We start from the raw sequence: 18030 nt of genomic DNA, 5'->3' as shown, positions 1-18030 counted from the left end.
ACTCCATTACGTAGAAGGGGCTTCTGGTCTTAGGCGTCGTACGCCGCAAGGGTGCGCTTGAGAATCGAACCGTCGCGCTCACAAGGCTCGGGTCCGTTCTTCCGCAGCATACGCTCTTCCTCGCCCTTACCGGTCACGATGACCACGGCAGGACGGACGGTTTCGCGCACGGCAGTCTCGATAGCGGCAACGCGATCAGTCACGATTTGCCAGTTATCATTTCCCTGCGCTTGAACGTTGCGCGCGATCTCGGCGCAAATATCCTCGACATCCTCGGGGCCGGGGTCATCCTCGGTAATCACGATTCGGTCGGCATACTTGCCAGCGGCGATGCCCATCGTGGTGCGTCGATCGACACCCTTACCACCCGTAGCGCCAAATACAACCGCTAGCTCGCGCTCGGGATAGTTCTCGCGCAAGTCACGCAGGAGCGTCTCGAGGCTCATGCCGTTATGTGCAAAATCGACGATTCCCAGGATTTTGCCCGATACAGACGGATAGAGCTCCATGCGGCCGGGAACGAAGACACCCTCAAAGCCGTGGACGATACCCTCTTCGGAAATGCCCAGGGCCTCGGCGCAGGCAATAGCAGCAAGCGCATTGGAGACATTGAACTTAACCGGCGTGGGAATCACAATGTCGCGCGTAAAGCGGGGCGTGCGCACCGTTGCCACCACGCCGCAGTCGCCATTACGAATCGCCAACGCAAGCACGTCGGCACGCTCGTCGGTCAGGGAGAACGTCACCGTACGTTCGCAACGAGATGCCGCCTCGAGCACGCGATCGACCTTATCCATATCGAGATTGACCACGGCAAAACGGCTCTGCGAGAAGATTTTGAGCTTGCTGGCAAAGTAATCCTCGAGCGTCGGATGCTCAATCGGCGAAATGTGATCCTCGCCGATATTGGTAAAGGCGCCGACTTCAAAGGCGGTCTTGCCCGTGCGCTCGTATTTGAGGCCCTGGCTCGATGCCTCCATAACCAGCCACGGGGCACCCGCCTCCGCAGCATGTGCGATGCGAGACTGCAGCAGGAAGGATTCGGGGGTCGTCAGCTTGGAAGGGCCTGCCTCGATGCCGTCGTCGAACTCAATGCCCGTATTAAGAGCGGGCCGATGACAGCCCGTAAGCTTGGCCTCGTTGGCGAGAATGCCGCGCAGATAAAAGCTACAGGTCGACTTGCCCTTGGTGCCTGTAAAGGCGCAGACCTTCACCTTACCCGACGGGTGCCCATAAAAGGCATCTGCCACCACGGCGAGCGTGCGACGAATATCACTCACAATCACCGCGGGAACATCAACATCGTAATCGACCTCGGAAACGTAGGCCACGGCGCCATCGGCGATTGCCGAAAGCAGGTACTCGCGCTTAAACGCACGGCCCTTGCAGACGAACAACGTGCCCGGACGCACCTGGCGCGAGTCATCAGTTGCAAACTCAATGCGCTGGTCGCACGAAGCGCTCGGTCTGGAAACAACAAGGTCATCTTCCTCGAGCAACTCTATATAGCGCATCAGAGTTAGCTTCTCTTGTGTCGGACTCGACATACAAAGACCTCTCTCGCTAAATTCAGCCTTAAAGGGCAAAAGACGTCCCGCGGCAGAAACGATGAAACATTCTGTATTATCAACCATCCTAATATGCCACCTGGCCTTGCGCGCATTGCAGCCTTCTAAAAAATTGCATGGACTGTGCCGTGGGTTAATAAATGACAACAGTGTCCACCCCGTGTAAAAACGAGGAAATCTGGGTGCTATTCTTTATCCAAATGTCTTGATGTGCCTCATTGACCCACAATGCCGACCCATCATGCCCAAGCAAAGGATTCCAGATGAAACGACACTTCGAACGTCGCTACCACTCGGCACATGTCCAGTTGACCCGGCGCATCGTCTGCGCCTTCGCGACGATCGTTGTGGCCCTTGCCACCATCATCGGCGCGAGCGGCTGCTCGTCCTCCCAGAACGCCTCGAGCACCTACACACTCGTCGAGAATGGCAAGCTCACCGTCGCAAGTGACTTGGCCACGCCCCCGTTTGAATACGTCAACGATTCCGGCGAAGACCAGGGCTTTACCTATGAACTCATGGGCATGATCGCGGACGAGCTCGGTCTGGAGCTCAACTACTTGCCGGCGCAAAAGTTCGACGGCATTATCCCCATGGTCAAACAGGGTGTAAAGACCGATGTCGGCGCATGTAACATCACGATTACCGATGAGCGCAAGAAAGAGGTCGACTTCACCGACCCCTATATCGACTCCAACCAGGGCGTCGCAGTTGCAAAGAACACTGGATACGACACGGTCGATAGCCTCAACGCACCGGGCGTCAAAATTGCCGTGCAGTCGGGTACCACGTCCGAGGAGTGGGCAATCGAGAACCTGCCGCAGGCAACCACCGTCAACTTTGACGACTGGACGGCAGCCTTCACCGCCGTCATGAGCGGTCAGTGCCAGGCGGTCGTATGCGATCTTCCCGTTGAGCAGTGGATGGTTTCGAATTCCTTTACCGGTATGGAGATCATCAAAGAGGTTCCGACGGGCGAGCAGTTTGGCATTGCCGTCTCTAAAGACAACCCCGAGCTGACACAGGCCATCAACGATGCCCTTGCCAAGATCAAGAGCTCCGGCGCCTATGACAAACTGTACGAGAAGTGGTTTGGCATGGCACCCACGAGCGGGTCCGATAACGAGGATGCCTCGAGCTCAGAGGACGCGACGGGCGCTTCACTCGCCGTCACCTCGGCGACCGCCAAGTCAAACGAAGACGGCGGCAACGGCGTACTCGGCGGCATCGCAACCCGCCTGACCTGGGAAGCGACAACGGGTAGCGACGAGAGCGACGTTTCGCAAATTGAGCTTGAGCTGCCCGAGGGCGGATCGTTTGAGAGCACCGATGCTAAGGTCACGCTGCTCGACGGACTGAACCAGACGGGTGTCAAGGCATCGTGCTCGCTGGACGGCTCAAAGCTCGTCATCAAGTTCGCCGATCCCGTCGCTGCCGGCTCGCAGATTCGCGTTGTCGTCCCCGACGTCGTATTCCCGAGCAACGCGGGTGCCTATGCCGTCACCGGCAGCTATGTCGCCGACGGCGACAAGCGAGATCTTCCCGAGAGCCCCACCATCAGCGTCTCGGAGAGCACCATGGTGCAAGCAATCGTCGCCTGGCTCGATGCCCAGCCTTGGGTTGCCACGTGGAACTCCAACCCGTTTTTGGGCATGTTCTGCAAGCCGCAGATTATCGTCACCTCAATCGCCTCGCTCTTTAAGGGCTGGGGCATAGCACTTGCCGTGACCGCCATCGGTTTTCCGCTCGCCATCCCCATCGGCTTGCTGTTTGCCTTTATGAAAATCAGTCATAGTCGTATGCTGCGCGGCATCGCCGTGACATACATCAACGTCCTGCGCGGAACCCCGCTCTTCCTGCAGATCTACATTGCGTTCTTTGGGTTCCCTATGATCGGTCTCAACGTGCCCAATCTGCCGCTCGGCGTTGGCGTGCTCGCCATCAACTGTTCGGCCTATCTTGCCGAGATTTTCCGTGCCGGCATCGAGAGCGTACCGCACGGTCAAGCGGAAGCTGCCTACTCGCTTGGCATGACTTGGTCCCAAGTTATGTCGCGCATCGTGATCCCGCAGGCTGTACGTTACGTTATACCGACTATGACCAGCGAGTTCGTTATGCTGTACAAGGACACGTCACTGCTTTCGAGCGTTGGCGTCATGGAGCTCATGCTGTTCTCCAAAAACCTCACGGCCACCACGGGCAACATTACGCCCTACATTTGCGCCGCACTTTACTATCTGGTCGTGACGATTCCGCTCATCCACATCGTCACCAAGGTGGAGCATCGTCTCGCCGAGCGCAGCAAGCGCTAACCGCTCATACATAGCGTTCACAACCACGACCCGCCGCTTCGTCTGAAGATCGGGCCGTGGTTTTTTCGGTTCGCTCGGCGCTTATGCCCTATCACGAAACAAAAGATTGGCATGATAGTAAAGATTATTTGACATCAGCTGCCGCGATCCTTGCGGCAGTACACCTGAGCCGTCAGCAGAAAGGATCTTGCATGTGCGGTTTTGTCGGTTTTACCGGTACAGATGAACAGAGTGAGCTGGTTCTCACGGCCATGATGAATCGCATCATCCACCGTGGTCCCGATATGGGCGGCCAGCATATCGTCGACAACGTTGCCCTTGGCTTCCGTCGTCTTTCGATTCTTGATCTTTCCGAAGCTGGAGCTCAGCCCATGTCGAGCGACGACGGCAAGGTCACGATTGTCTTCAACGGAGAGATCTACAACTTCCAGGAGCTTCGCGCCGAGCTGGAGGCAGCCGGCTACGCCTTCCACTGCAACGCCGATACCGAGGTCCTGGTACACGGCTACGAGGAGTGGGGCGAGGACCTGGTCAACCGCCTGCGCGGCATGTACGCGTTCGTGATTCACGACCAGAACAAGAACAAGCTCTTTGGCGCTCGTGACATCTTTGGTATCAAGCCGTTCTATTACTACCAGGCATCCGATGGCTCGCTGCTGTTTGGCTCCGAGATCAAGAGCTTCCTGGACCATCCCAAGTTCGAGAAGGCTGTCAACCACGACGCGCTGCGCCCCTACCTGACGCTGCAATTCCCCGCCACGGAGGAGACCTTCTTTAAGGGCGTGTTCAAGCTTGCCCCGGCGCATTGCTTTACGTATGACCTGACGACCAACACCATGGACATCAAGCGTTACTGGAGCTGTGACTTCACCGACGACAACTCCAAGACCTTCGAGGAGTACGTGGACGAGTGCGACAAGGTCGTGCACGAAAGCGTCGCCGCGCACCGTATCGCCGATGTTAAGGTGGGCTCGTTCCTTTCTGGCGGCGTTGACTCCAGCTACATTGCCGCCTGCCTCATGCCCGACACCACGTATTCTGTCGGCTTCGATTACAAGAACTTCAACGAGACCAACTACGCTGCCGAGCTTTCCGACAAGCTGGGCATCAAGAACGTGCGTAAGATGATTACCGCCGACGAGTTCTTCGATGCACTGCCAGATATCCAGTACCACATGGACGAGCCGCAATCGAACCTGTCCAGCGTGCCGCTGTACTATCTGGCGCAAATGGCTTCCGAGGAGGTCACCGTCGTCCTTTCGGGCGAGGGTGCCGACGAGCTGTTTGCCGGCTATGAGTGGTACGAGGACACCCCCGAGATGCGCTCCTTTAAGAAGCACGTTCCGCTCGGCGTACGTCGCGCCCTGGGCTCACTCGTTCAGCATCTCCCCTACTTTAAGGGCCACAACTTCCTGACAAAATGCGCCGAGGTTCCCGAGCGCTGGTATGTGGGTCAGGCAAAGGTGTTCGACCCGTCCGAGGTCGACGAGGTGCTCAAGCCTGCTTATGACACCGGCAAGAACGCCGCCGAAATGTGCGCCGAGTACTACAAGCAGGTTCCCAACTGCTGCGAGCTTTCCAAGAAACAGTATCTGGATATGAACATGTGGCTGCCGGGCGACATTCTGCTCAAGGCCGACAAGATGTGTATGGCGCATTCTCTGGAGCTTCGCGTCCCGTTCCTGGACAAGAAGGTCATGGAGTTTGCCGAGCACATTCCCGCCAACTACCGTGTTAACGAAGAAGGCTGCAAGCTCGTCCTGCGTCACGCCGCCAACCGCACGCTGCCCGACGAGTGGGCAACGCGCAAGAAGGTGGGCTTCCCCGTACCGGTCAAGTTCTGGCTGCGCGAGCAAAAGTACTACGACTACGTAAAGGAATACTTCACCGCACCGTGGGCTGCTGATTTCTTTGACACCGATGCGCTCATGAAACTGCTTGACGATCACTTTGAGGGTCGCGCGCTCAACCAGCGCAAGATCTATACCACGCTGACGTTCCTCATCTGGTACAAGCGCTTCTTTATCGATGAGGACAAGGGCGCCGAAGTCGCCGCGTAAGTTTCGTTATGAATTAGCGGTGAACAGCACGGGGTTTCCGCTATACTCAATCCCTGCGGGCGATTGGCGCAACGGTTAGCGCAGGTGCTTTACACGCACAAGGCTGGGGGTTCGAATCCCTCATCGCCCACCACTTGATTGAAAAGGCTCCCAGCGATGGGGGCCTTTCGTTTTTGTGCCCAGCGCAGCACGCGAGGAGCGAAGCGGGGCTCGGGCGGCGAAATGGACCCTTGGCGAATACCCGTGTGCAAAAAATGCCAAATATGAGTACTGCTACCTTTTTAGTAGCAGCGTTTTCGAAGTCATAAAAGGCAAATCCGGCATTAGAACGACGATCGATGGTGGCGCGCGCAGACGTGGTGTAAGAGTGTCCTGAGGTCCGTCGCTGCAAGCCCCGATGTTACTCCTTCTTGAGGCCGCGCTTCTCGACTATCTCGTCCACTATCTCCCTGGCGCGCCGCCCGAGCGCGCGGCGCCTCCCCTCTGTCGGGGCCGGCCTGTCCGCGGGCTCGGCGAAGCCCTCGGCGGCCGAGGCCTCGGAGAACACGCGCTGCTGGGACCACTGCCCCTCGGTCTCCATGAGGCTCGCGCACGTCAGGCGCAGCATCGACTCCCTCGAGGGGAAGGACTGCACGACCCTGTAGCGGCGCTTGATCTCGCGGTTGGCGCGCTCCTGGACGTTGTTGGTGCGGAGCTTGGCCCAGTGCGCCCTGGGGAAGGCCGTGAACGCCAGCGCGGAGTCCTCGGCCTGCTCGAAGACCTCGCCGGCCCTGGCGGACACCGACGCCACCCAGGGCGCCGCCTCGGCCCACACGCAGCGCGCGAGGTCGGGGTCGTCCTGGTAGACCGCGGCGTGCACGAGGTCCCTGACGGCCGCCTTGGAGTCCTCGGGCCTGCCCGAGCAGGCGCTCTGGAGGTTGCGCTGCAGGTGCGTCACGCAGCGCTGCCAGGCGCAGCCCTGGAACAGGCGCGAGACGGCGGCCACGAGCCCGGCGTGGCTGTCGGAGACCACGAGGCGAACGCCGGCCAGCCCGCGCTCGCGCAGCCCGCCGAGGAACGCCGCCCAGGAGTCCTCGCTCTCGGTGTCGACCACGTCGCAGCCCAGGAAGTGCTTGCGCCCGTCGGCGCCCAGCCCGATCGCGGTCACGACGCCCTGCGAGACGACCGACGAGCCGACCCTGCAGCTCATGTAGGTGGCGTCGAGCCACAGGTAGCAGCACGGCGTGCCCGACAGGTCGCGGCGGCGGAACTCCGCCACCTCGGCGTCGAGGTCGGAGCAGAGGCTCGAGACCTCCGAGCTCGACAGCGAGGATATGCCCAGCCTGGACGCCACGCGCTCGACCTTGCGGGTGGACACGCCGCACACGTACATCTCCTGCACGATGGCGGCCACCGAGGTGTCGACGCGCGACCATCGCGCGAGCATGCCCTCGGGGTAGTAGGTGCCGTGCCTGAGCTTGGGTATCTCGAGCTCCACGTCGCCCACGGCGGTCTTGAGCGACCTGGGGCGGTAGCCGTTGCGGCTGTTCTCCCTGCCGTCGCTGCGCTCGTTGCGGCTCGCGCCGCACATCTGCTGGGCCTCGGAGTCCATCAGTGCGTTCATCACGCCGCCCAGCACCCTGCACGCGAACTCGCGCGCGTCGCCGCACTCCTGCCAAAGCCTCGCCGCCTCGAGGGCCTCGTCGCGACCGAGGCGCAGTACACTCTCTTCTTGGGGCATCGCCTTTCCTTCCATTCGTCACCTTCATTACTCCAACGACGAATTCTAGGCGGTGTCCCCTCCCTTTCAAGAAAGGGCGGAGGCGGGGCATGCCCCGCCTCTTACACCACATCTCTGTGCGCTACCCGATCGATAGTCCAGTTAAGCCAATTTGCTAACTACAAAACTGGACATATGTGGCCCAACTCATCTAAAAGTGCCGAATTTATATGTTACGAAGTTAGTGCCCGTACTCATATTTGCCACTTTTTGCACACGGCCTATCCCAGCCATGGTAAATCGATAGCAAAACGGGCTCCAGTTCGCCCAATCGTGCGCCGACCGGCACGTGACGGTCTGGAACCCGTCCCAAATTGCTATGCCTGATGGCGCTAAGCCAAAACGTCCGACAAAATCTCGATCAGGCTGTCCACGTCGGCTTCCTCGCAGACAAGCGGCGGCAGGAAACGCAGCGTGTGGGCACCTGTAGCGTTAATCACGGCGCCGGCGGCCAGCGCGCGGACAACAATATCATGCGCATCGCCCGCAGCGTCATCCAGATCACAGCCGAGCATTAAGCCGCGACCGCGTACCTCGGTAACGTGCGGTAACGTGGCGAGCTTTGCCTCCATATAGGCACCCACCTTGGCGGCATGCTCAGCGTAGTCGCCGCGCACGAGCGCGGAGAGCGTCGCGGCGCACGCCGCGACAGCCAAGCAGCTACCGCCAAAGGTCGAGCCGTGGTCGCCCGGCTTAAACACGTCGGCGATCTCCTTCTTTGCCACCACGGCACCCATGGGCACGCCATCGGCGATGCCCTTGGCAAGGCTCATAATGTCAGGCTCCACGCCATAGGTCTGGAATGCAAACGGCTTGCCGGAACGGAAGATGCCACACTGGACCTCGTCGGCGATAAGAACGGCACCCACCTCGTGCGCCAAGTCGCGCGCTGCCGCCATAAACTCCTCGGTCATGGGGTGCACACCGCTCTCGCCCTGAATCGGCTCGAGCATGACGGCGCAAATCTCGCTTCCCAGCTGCTTAAAGATTGCACGCAGCTCATCGACATCGTTGGGCGTGCAGGCCACAAAGCCACCCGGCAGCGGACGGAAACTGTCCTGTAGCCAATCCTGCATGGTGGCGGCAATGGTCTCGAGCGTACGGCCGTGGAAGCCTCCGCGCATGCATACGATGGTGTTGCCACCGTTACCGGCACGCTTGGCGTACAGACGAGCAAGCTTCATCGAACCCTCATTGGCCTCGGCACCGGAGTTGGCAAAGAACGTCTTCCATACCTGCTCGCCCGCCGTCGGAGCGCCGAGCGCAGCTGCCGTGGTCTCATCGCCGGCGGCGATGGCATCGGCAATCACACGTGCACTGTCCACGTCGTCGTTAGCGAGCTTGGACAGCAGCGCCGCGACCTGGCCACGCTGCTCGATGTAGAAGTAGTTAGACACGTGCAGAAGCTTTTTGGTCTGAGCCTCGAGCGCCGAAAGCACTGCAGGATTTCCGTGACCTAGACTACACACGCCAATACCAGCGAGAAAGTCGAGATACTCACGACCATCGTCACCGATGAGCTTCATGCCGTGACCTTCGACAAACTCAACTGGTGAGCGGCCAAAGGTATGCATAACGTAGTGGGATTCGAGCGATTGTTGAGCAGCAAGTGACATGGGATGCCTTTCGTCGAGCGCCGGGCGGCGCGGGCTATGGGTGTTAGGATGCGGCACCAGGACGTTAAACCGTCTGGAGCTTCTCGACCTCGTCGAGGTTCTCGGTCAGGCGCGCCGCAAACGTCGAAAGCGGGTGCGGATGCGTATCGAACTCATAGGCCGTCTCGGTGGAGTGGATCACGGTACCGACGCCAGCATCGGTCAGCAGCTCCAGCAGCAGCGAGTGCGGCGTCGTGCCGTTGATGATGTGGGCCCGGAAAACGCCAGCGGTAAGCGCATCGACGGCGGCGCGCAGCTTGGGGATCATGCCCTTGTCGACTTCGCCGCCGTAGAGCATCTCATTGACCTCATCGAGCGTCAGGTTGGAGATAAGCGAATCCTTGTCGCTAAAGTCCTTGTACAGGCCGTCGACGTCGGTCAAGAAAATCGCCTTGTGCGCATGAAGCGCCGCCGCGACGGCACCGGCGGCGGTATCGGCGTTGATGTTGAAGAAGCCGCCGTCCTCCCCCGCCGCGACCGTGGCGATAACGGGAATATACTCGCTGTCGAGCAAACGCTCGATATAGTCGGTGTTGACGTGCGTGACCTTGCCTACGCGGCCGAGCTCTGGGTCGAGTGGCTCGGCGATAAGGGTGCCGGCGTCGCTGCCGGACACGCCCACGGCCAGGTTGCCGTGGTGGTTGAGCGCCGCGACCAGCTCCTGATTGACCTTGCCACCCAGTACCTCGCGCACGATGTCCATGGTGGCAGGCGTAGTCACGCGCTGGCCGTTCTTAAACTCGACGGGGATGTCGTAGTGGCTGAGCGCCTCGTTGATGGCCTTGCCGCCACCGTGGACGATAACAGGACGCATGCCGATAATCTTGAGCAAGACGATGTCGCTCATCACGTCACGACGCAGTTGCTCGTCGACCATGGCGGCACCGCCGTACTTGATAACGACCGTCTTACCGGTCAGGTTCTTAATCCATGGCAGCGCCTCGAACAGCAGCTGCGCGGTAACTTCGTTGGATTCGTTCGAGCGGCAATCGCGTGCGAACTTCATAGTCTGCCTCGTCTTTCGTGTAGCTATCGCGCCGCACCTCGTTGCCCGCGATTGCAGCGGGACGCGCGGCACATCGGGACTCTAGGAACGGTAATCACCGTTAATGGAGATGTACTCGTGCGTGAGGTCGCAAGTCCACACGGTGGTCGCCGTGTCCCCTGCGCCCAGGTCTGCTGAGATCACGATCTCGGGCGCCTCAAAGCGACGCAGCGCCTCGTCCTCGTCAAAGGGAACGGTCAGGCCATCACGGCAGACGGGCATACCCATCATGTCGATGGACACATCTTCTTGGTTAAACTGCACGCCGCACTTGCCGAGCGCCATGGCAACGCGGCCCCAGTTGCAGTCGTGGCCGGCGATGCAGGTCTTAACGAGCGGCGAGTTGGCGACAGCACGAGCGGCGATATCGGCCTCCTCGTCGTTCGCGGCACCGGTGACGTTAACCGTCACGAGCTTGGATGCGCCCTCGCCATCTGCGGCGATATTGCGCGCCAGGCTCTCGCACACCTCATGTACGGCAAAGGCCAGCTCGTCGAAGGCGTCAGATCCCTCGACAATAGGCTCGGCATCTGCGGCAGCGCCGGAAGCAAGCATGATGCAGGTGTCGTTAGTCGAGGTGTCGGAGTCGACCGTTACCTTATTAAAGGTCTGCTTGACGGTAGAGAGCAACAAGGCATGGAGCGCCGCCGGCTCGACGGGGGCATCGGTAGTTATGACCGCGATCATGGTTGCCATGTTGGGCATGATCATGCCCGAGCCCTTGCACATACCACCCACCGTATAGGCATTGCCTGCGTGCCCCGCGGCCTCGCTGCGGTAACACACGGCATACTCCTTGGAGTGCGTGTCGGTCGTCATAATAGCGCGGGCGGCATCGGCGCCACCGTGGTCGGAGAGCGCCTCGTAGGCGGCGGGAACGGCAGTCTCAAACGTGTCGATCGGCAGAATCTGACCAATTACGCCCGTGGAGGCAACCAGAATCTGCTGGGGCTCGCAGCCGATGACCTGCGAGGCGATGTTGCAGGTCTCGCGCGCGCAGGCAAGGCCGGTCTCGCCCGTGGCGGCGTTCGCGTTGCCGGAGTTGATAGAAACACCGGCGATGATGCCATAGCCCTTGTCGGCGCCGCCCAGGTTGGCACGACTCACCTGCACGGGCGCCGCACAAAAGCGGTTAGTCGTAAACACGCCGGCCCCGGGACAGGGTTTATCGGGCACGACGAGCGCGTAATCCAGGCGCTCGGGATTCTTGCGGAATCCGGCATGGATGCCCGCCGCCTTAAAGCCCGCTGCCGCCGTTACGCCGCCCTCTACGGCACGAATCTTGATATCGAACTGCTCAGCATTCATCGTCTTTATGACTCCTTATGTCAAACAAAAAATGGGCATCGGTTGGTGCGCCATGCCAGTCACAATCATGAGACCAGCTTAAGAGTGGCGCCCCACTCGATGCCCGACTACCAAATCGTTAACAATCGAATGTGCTACACCGGGCACGCCACTGTGGGCAAGCCTCGTCGCTCGTCAAAACCAAAGACGATGTTGGCGCACTGGACCGCCTGGCCCGCTGCACCCTTGCACAGATTGTCGATGGCGCCCGTAGCCACCAGAACGCCCGCGCGCTTGTTGAGCGCGAGGCCGATCTGGGCGGCGTTGGTGCCGACGACCGAAGCCGTCTTGGGCTGCTGGCCGGCATCGAGTACGCGCACGAAGGTGCGACCGGCGTAGAACTGCTTGTAATGGTCGACAACGTCCTCAAGGGTCAAGGTATCGATAGCCTGCGGCGTAAGCGGCATCGTCACCGTAGAGAGCAGACCGCGCTTGAGCGGTGCCAGGTGCGGGGTAAAGACGACGCGATCGGTTAGGCCCAAGATCTGCTCGATTTCGGGCGTGTGACGATGCTTGCCCACGCCATAGGCCTCCAGGTTCTCGTCCGCGCTGCAAAAATGCGTACGGGCGTTACAGGACTTACCGGCACCCGTCACGCCGCTGATAGCGTCGACGATCACGGGACCGCTCTCGGCCACCCAGCCAGCGCGTACGGCAGGCGCGGCGGCAAGGCTCGTTGCGGTGGGATAGCAACCGGCGCAGGCGACCAATACGGGCTTGCCGTCGGCGTGGTCGGATGCAGCGGTCTCCAAATCCTGGCAGAACAACTCGGGCAGACCAAAGGCGCGGGTCTTGAGCAACTCGGGGCTCGTGTGCTCGGCGGCATGCCAGGCCTCAAAGGTGGCCGGATCGCTCAGGCGATAGTCGGCCGAGAGGTCAATGCAGGAGACTCCCGCGGCAAGCAGGGCGGGCACCTGCGCCATGGCAGCCGTGTGCGGCACGGCCAAAAAGACAGCGTCGCAGGATTTAAGCTCGGGAGCATCGTGCGTCGTGAAGACAAGATCGCTCACGCCGGCGAAACTCGGATACACCGCGGACAGCGACTGGCCGGCATCGGCGTTGGACGTGATGGCGACAAGTTCAAACTCGGGATGGCCGAGTACGAGGCGAATGAGGTCGGCACCGGCATATCCTGCCGCACCGACGATTCCAACCTTTAAAGACATATCAGACTCCTTGTCTGCAGTTATGCACCAATGCGCATCCCGCAGCCGTCGTTATGAAGTGGGTTGAAACTTTAGCACCAAAAGATGCATATCTACGCAAATCTTTTACATATTCATGCATTGAAACAGTCCCGACACATTCACTCGAAGGAATTGACAAATGAATACGGGCCCCACATTGCCCAGTGCACCTTACGGTGACGTTGCAATGTGGGGCCCGCTACATGCGAGAATTTGAATTGTCGAAGCTTGCTGAGAGACTCGTTTAGAGCTCGACCGGCACCCATTCGTCATGGTTGCAGATAAAGGCCTCGGGTTCCTCCACGCTAAAGAAGACGAGCGTGGGATCGTCTGCGCCCTCGTAGTGCTCGCCTAGGCGCTCCAGGTGCTTCCAGCCTACCTCGCGCATATCGGGAGCGGCCAGGTCATCCAGACCCGCACGCCCGCGCAAGATGAGCCAGCCATGGCCCGGCCACCAACTCGTGGCCTCAAAGCGTTGATTTTGCAGCAACTCTTGCCACACGTCTTTGGTGCGCGCCGTTACAAACCACAGCTTGCCGTCCTGGATCTGCGCAAACGAAAACGGACGCACATGCGGCTGTCCGTCAACACTCGTCGCCAAATACCATGCCGGTACCGACGTCAGATACTCCAACACCGTATTCAATCCGTTCATGTGTCCTCCTGGCACTCGTCTTTTTGGGTCGGGGCTGTTTTAGCTGCCCTAGGGTTAAAGCTCCAGGCACTCCTCGCTGCCGTCGATATCACAGAAGCGGGCGGCGATATTGCGCACCGAGAAAAACGCAAGGCGGCCGTCGTTGGCACTATCGTGTTGCTCGCCAATGCCCACCATGTGCTTAAAGCCCGCCTGGCGCACCCGGTCACTCACGACCGCGTCGTCCTCGAGCGCGGCCTCACCGGTCAGCACAATCCAACACTCCCCCGGTTTCCAACCCGAAACCTCAAACTTGGGGTTCGCGCTAAGCTCGGCCCACACATCCTTATCGCGCGAGGTGCAAAACCACAGCTTGCCATCATCGACCATGGCAAACGAGAACGGCCTCACGCGCGGCTGATGTCCGTCCGTCACGTCGATCGTGGCGAGATACCACGCCGGAATACGCCTAAGATACGAACAGGCGCGCTCGAGCTGCGCCGTGCGGTCGTTGTCGGTCATAGGGACCCCTTTCCTGCGCTCGAATCGCGCCTAAACAAGTTGAAGATTGATGACGATGACGCAGATGAGCAGCAACGCCGTCACCACCACCGCCAACGCATCGCCGCGGCCAAATGCAAGCGCATGCAGACGCGTGCGGCCCTGCTCGCCATGATAGCAACGGGCATCCATGGCGGCAGACAGCGTTTCGGCATGACGAAACACGCCCGTAAACAGCGGAATCGCCACACTGCCGAGCATACGCACGCCGCCGAGCGGGCCTCCCGTCACGCGCGCACCGCGGCTCGCCTGCGCATCGGCCGTCTGCTTCATCTCAGTGGCAAACTGCGGCATAAAGCGCAGCGCGATACCCATGATCATGCCGAGCTCGTGCGCAGGAAGTCCCACACGCGCAAACGGCGCGAGCAGACGCTCAAAGCCCGCGGTGAGGTCGAGCGTCGGTGTGGTGAGCGTGATAGCGCTCATACCGGCCATCATCAAGGTCAGGCGGCACGCCATAAAGGCGGCGGAATGCAGCGAGCCCTCGCTTATCTGCAAAAAGCCGAGCTGCCACAGAATGCGCCCGCTCTGGTCGGAAAACAGGTTGAGCACCGCGACCACCGCGACAATCGCCAGCAGCGGCGCCATCGATGACAGGACGCGACGAGCCGGCACCCGGGACACGGCATAGATCAGGACAACGAAGATTGCGATCGGGACCAGTCCGCGGAAGCTGCTGACCGTGAGTGTCGTGATCAGAAACACAAAGCCCAAGAGCAACTTAGTTCGCGGGTCCAGGCGGTGGATTGCACTATCGCCGGGATAGTAGCTACCAAACGAAAACGCCTCCATTAACAGCCCTCCTCTCGCGTGACCGTCTTGGATTTAGCCTTGTCCGCGACGTTAGAAGGACCGTCCGAGCGACCGATTAGCAGGTCCACCAACTCGTCTGCCAGCGACTCAACCGTATAGAGGCCGTCAAAGCGCAGCGGCACGCCTGCCTTCGCAAGCGCCAGCGCCATGCGCTGAGCGGCAGGTACGCCCAAGCCGATTGATTTAAGCTCATCCGCATGCGCAAACACCTGAGCGGGCGTGCCCTCGGCAAACACCGCACCTTTGTTCATTACGACGATACGGTCGCAGCAATTGGCCAGGTCATCCATGCTGTGCGAAACCATGACGACGGTCAGGCCCTCGTCATGAAGATGGCCGATGAGCTCCAGGAAATCCCTGCGGGCTGCCGGATCGAGCCCCGCCATGGGCTCATCGAGTACCAGGACCTCGGGCTCCATGGCAAGCACGCCAGCAAACGCCACGCGCCGCTGCTGCCCGCCCGAGAGCTCAAAGGGGCTCTTGTCGCCCACCGTGGCCAGGTCGAGGCCCACGCGCGCGAGCGATGACGCAACGCGGCGGGCAACCTCGGCCTGCGACAACCCAAGGTTATGCGGACCAAATGCCACGTCCTGTCCCACGGTCTCGGCAAACAGCTGACGCTCTGGATACTGAAACACCACGCCGACCTTTGCCTTAACCGCGGCGGCATCTTTCTTGTTTACCAGGTCGAGCCCCAATGCGTAAACGGAACCCTCCTGGGGACGAATCAGACCGTTGAGATGCTGAACCAGCGTCGATTTACCCGAACCGGTATGGCCCGCAAGGCCCAGGAACTCGCCACGACGCACCGTTAGCGACACATTTCGCAACGCCCAGGGGCTGCTAGGGTCGTTGCCCCAGAGGGCCTGCTTGTTCGATGTGCCCTCGGCGGCTGAGCGCTTGTGCCAACGGCGACGCTCACGGGCGCTCAGCGAATAGCTATACGAAAGGTGCGAAATCTCGATGACGGGCTCCGGCGCGTCTGCGCCATCGAGCGCAGAGGAAACGTTGTCGGGAATACGAAGATCGGACGCAAAAGGCCGCCCGACGATGCCTGTCCTACTCCGCTCGGCATAAGCCTGCGCTATATCGGCGACCATATCCGCCTCGCGCACCTGTGCGCAAATGGGCACGCCCTTCGCGCGAAGCGCCTTGCCAAGACAGCACGATGCCGGCATATCCAGGTTCAGCCGTGCAAGTTCGTCCGCCCGCGTCAAGATCTCCTCGGGCGTACCGAGCATGGCAACGCGGCCCGCCTGGAAGACAGCAACGCGATCGGCCTCAGCGGCCTCTTCCATAAAGTGCGTAATCATCACGATGGTCATGCCGCGTTCGTGCAGCGCGTGACAGGCCTTCATAAGGCCCTTGCGCCCGCGCGGATCGAGCATCGAGGACGCCTCGTCCAAAATGAGCACACGCGGCTCCATGGCGAGCACGCCGGCAAGCGCCACGCGCTGCTTTTGTCCGCCCGAGAGAGCGTGGGTCTCGTGGCGCTCAAAGCCCACCAGACCCACGGCCTTCAGCGCCTCGCGCACGCGCTGCGCGATCTGGGCCGATTCGACCCCTAAGTTCTCGGGACCAAACGCAACATCGTCCTCGACAAGCGTCGCCACAAGCTGGTCGTCGGGATTCTGGAACACCATGCCCGCAGTCGAGCGGATGTCGTAGACCAGCTCGGGATCGGACGCGTCCATGCCGTTGACGCACACCGTTCCCGCATCGGGCTGCAGCAGCGCGTTCAAATGCTTGGCAAACGTAGACTTGCCCGACCCGTTTCCGCCAAGGATGCAGAAAAACTCGCCATCCTCGATGTTCAGATCGATGCCATCGAGCGCCGGTACAGCACCGTCATAGCTAAAGGAAACGCCCCGACACTCAATCATGCGCGGCCTTTGACCTGGTCCTTCTTGGGCGTGATGAGATTAGAGACCGCCTTGTACACCGCCAGCGTCAACACCGAGTTGAGCACGGTCTTGATGAGGTTGAACGGCAGCACGGCGGGAATCATGAGCGGGGCGATCACATCGACCGAGCCATACCAGAACCAAACGCCGATGGTCAGGTTCGCGACCATGGACAGCGCCGTAGCGGCAATGACGCCGAGCGCCAGGCCAATCACGGCACCCTTGTAGGTGTGCATCTTTTGGTAGACGATCGCCGCAGGCAGAATATAGCCCAGCGTAGCGACCAGGTTCATAAGCGCGCCGACCCAGTCACCCGTAGTGAGTGCATGGATAACGATCGCCATGGCGGCAACAGCAGTACCGGCACCGGGGCCATACGCAAACCCGCACACCATCGCCGGCACCAGCGACGGGTCATACGTCAAAAACGGCGCCGAGGGAAGAATGGGTAGCTGTACATACATAAACAACGCGCTCAAGGCACACATCAACGCCATGGTAACGAGCTGTTTGGTGCTCCACCTATTCGTGTTCTCAAAATGGATATGCTGCGACTGTTCAGACATAAGATCACCTGCCTCTTTCATCCGGACTCTAACCGTTGGTACTGGGATCTCACCAGTTCAGCCGGCATGCGAACCAACACACGCACGGGTCGCGGACTCATCGGCTCGGCCGCAGACGCCTCGCCTGCGCCACGGCACCCCTTTGGCACCGCCCGATTTACCGCCAGTGGGGAATTTCACCCCGCCCTGAAACAGCACTTGCAAGTGTAGCACCAGTAGGCTTTCGCGCAAGTATGCCAAGGGTAATTTGTGGCGGGGGAAACGCTCTAGAAATGCGGCCGGGACAGAGCGGCGCGACAATAACGTACCCGCCCATCCCAAAGTGCTGCGTTTTTCGCGGCAAAGCCGCGAAACAGCAAAAGGGAAAAGCCACCGCAACAACCACGTTCCCCATCCATCCCAAAGTAGCGCGCCTTTCGCGCAAAGCGCGAAACAGCGAAGGGGACACGTATCCCTATCGACCACGTCCTTTTCCGCCCGCCGACCTCAAGGCCGTGAACGTAGGGGATCCGGGGCGGGACGGGGGCTTCTCTCCGGAACATTCCGCACTGATATCTTCTGTATTGAAGACGTCGATGATGCACCCGTATACCATTGACGTCGACACCATCAGATGCGG

13 protein-coding genes, 1 tRNA gene and 1 riboswitch are annotated in these 18030 nt (G+C 60.3%); of the genes, 3 read left to right on the top strand and 11 right to left on the bottom strand.

Annotation, left to right across the window (positions count from 1 at the left end):
• Window positions 1-29: 29 nt before the first annotated feature.
• Entirely contained in the window at window positions 30-1514 is a 1485-nt protein-coding gene (locus AAA069_RS08545; protein ID WP_349128116.1) for a UDP-N-acetylmuramoyl-L-alanyl-D-glutamate--2,6-diaminopimelate ligase, read from the bottom strand.
• Window positions 1515-1831: 317 nt separating this feature from the next.
• On the opposite strand from AAA069_RS08545, the gene AAA069_RS08540 reads away from it, so the two are divergent.
• The 3 genes from AAA069_RS08540 (at window position 1832) to AAA069_RS08530 (ending at window position 6073) form a co-directional block, all read left to right on the top strand.
• Window positions 1832-3880, top strand: coding sequence for an ABC transporter permease subunit (locus tag AAA069_RS08540; RefSeq protein ID WP_349128115.1), 2049 nt, complete (start codon window positions 1832-1834; stop codon window positions 3878-3880).
• A 191-nt stretch (window positions 3881-4071) separates the two neighbouring features.
• Window positions 4072-5940 carry an asparagine synthase (glutamine-hydrolyzing) gene (gene asnB, locus AAA069_RS08535; RefSeq protein WP_349128114.1) on the top strand — a complete coding sequence of 623 codons (1869 nt, stop codon included), beginning with the start codon at window positions 4072-4074 and terminating at the stop codon, window positions 5938-5940.
• Window positions 5941-5997: 57 nt separating this feature from the next.
• Window positions 5998-6073, top strand: a tRNA-Val gene (locus AAA069_RS08530).
• Between the two features lie 267 nt (window positions 6074-6340).
• On the opposite strand, the gene AAA069_RS08525 is transcribed toward AAA069_RS08530, so the two are convergent.
• From AAA069_RS08525 to AAA069_RS08480, 10 genes are all read right to left on the bottom strand, one after another.
• On the bottom strand, window positions 6341-7660 hold the full coding sequence (locus tag AAA069_RS08525) for an IS256 family transposase (RefSeq protein ID WP_349128113.1): 1320 nt from the start codon (window positions 7658-7660) through the stop codon (window positions 6341-6343).
• A 371-nt stretch (window positions 7661-8031) separates the two neighbouring features.
• Window positions 8032-9315 carry an aminotransferase class III-fold pyridoxal phosphate-dependent enzyme gene (locus AAA069_RS08520; RefSeq protein WP_349128112.1) on the bottom strand — a complete coding sequence of 428 codons (1284 nt, stop codon included), beginning with the start codon at window positions 9313-9315 and terminating at the stop codon, window positions 8032-8034.
• A 64-nt stretch (window positions 9316-9379) separates the two neighbouring features.
• Window positions 9380-10360 carry an acetylglutamate kinase gene (gene argB, locus AAA069_RS08515; RefSeq protein ID WP_349128111.1) on the bottom strand — a complete coding sequence of 327 codons (981 nt, stop codon included), beginning with the start codon at window positions 10358-10360 and terminating at the stop codon, window positions 9380-9382.
• 81 nt (window positions 10361-10441) lie between these two features.
• Window positions 10442-11707: a bifunctional glutamate N-acetyltransferase/amino-acid acetyltransferase ArgJ gene (gene argJ, locus AAA069_RS08510; RefSeq protein ID WP_349128110.1), complete on the bottom strand. Its 1266-nt coding sequence runs from the start codon at window positions 11705-11707 to the stop codon at window positions 10442-10444.
• A gap of 134 nt (window positions 11708-11841) precedes the next feature.
• Window positions 11842-12912 (bottom strand): N-acetyl-gamma-glutamyl-phosphate reductase, encoded by a 1071-nt coding sequence (gene argC, locus AAA069_RS08505; RefSeq protein ID WP_349128109.1) that lies wholly within the window; start codon window positions 12910-12912, stop codon window positions 11842-11844.
• A 265-nt stretch (window positions 12913-13177) separates the two neighbouring features.
• On the bottom strand, window positions 13178-13588 hold the full coding sequence (locus AAA069_RS08500) for a pyridoxamine 5'-phosphate oxidase family protein (RefSeq protein ID WP_349128108.1): 411 nt from the start codon (window positions 13586-13588) through the stop codon (window positions 13178-13180).
• Window positions 13589-13642: 54 nt separating this feature from the next.
• On the bottom strand, window positions 13643-14089 hold the full coding sequence (locus tag AAA069_RS08495; protein WP_349128107.1) for a pyridoxamine 5'-phosphate oxidase family protein: 447 nt from the start codon (window positions 14087-14089) through the stop codon (window positions 13643-13645).
• Between the two features lie 30 nt (window positions 14090-14119).
• On the bottom strand, window positions 14120-14920 hold the full coding sequence (locus AAA069_RS08490) for an energy-coupling factor transporter transmembrane component T (RefSeq protein ID WP_349128106.1): 801 nt from the start codon (window positions 14918-14920) through the stop codon (window positions 14120-14122).
• Window positions 14920-16824: an energy-coupling factor transporter ATPase gene (locus AAA069_RS08485; RefSeq protein WP_349128105.1), complete on the bottom strand. Its 1905-nt coding sequence runs from the start codon at window positions 16822-16824 to the stop codon at window positions 14920-14922. Before AAA069_RS08485 ends, AAA069_RS08490 begins: the two co-directional genes overlap by 1 nt.
• Entirely contained in the window at window positions 16821-17411 is a 591-nt protein-coding gene (locus tag AAA069_RS08480) for an ECF transporter S component (protein ID WP_349128104.1), read from the bottom strand. The genes AAA069_RS08485 and AAA069_RS08480 overlap by 4 nt, the downstream gene beginning before the upstream one ends.
• Window positions 17412-17416: 5 nt before the next feature.
• A riboswitch (FMN riboswitch) is annotated at window positions 17417-17609 on the bottom strand.
• Window positions 17610-18030: the final 421 nt, after the last annotated feature.

The organism is Collinsella sp. CLA-SR-H006, from assembly GCF_040097075.1.
GTDB lineage: Bacteria > Actinomycetota > Coriobacteriia > Coriobacteriales > Coriobacteriaceae > Collinsella.
The sequence above is the reverse complement of the archived record's forward strand: the minus strand, read 5'-3'. Positions and strand labels throughout refer to the sequence as shown.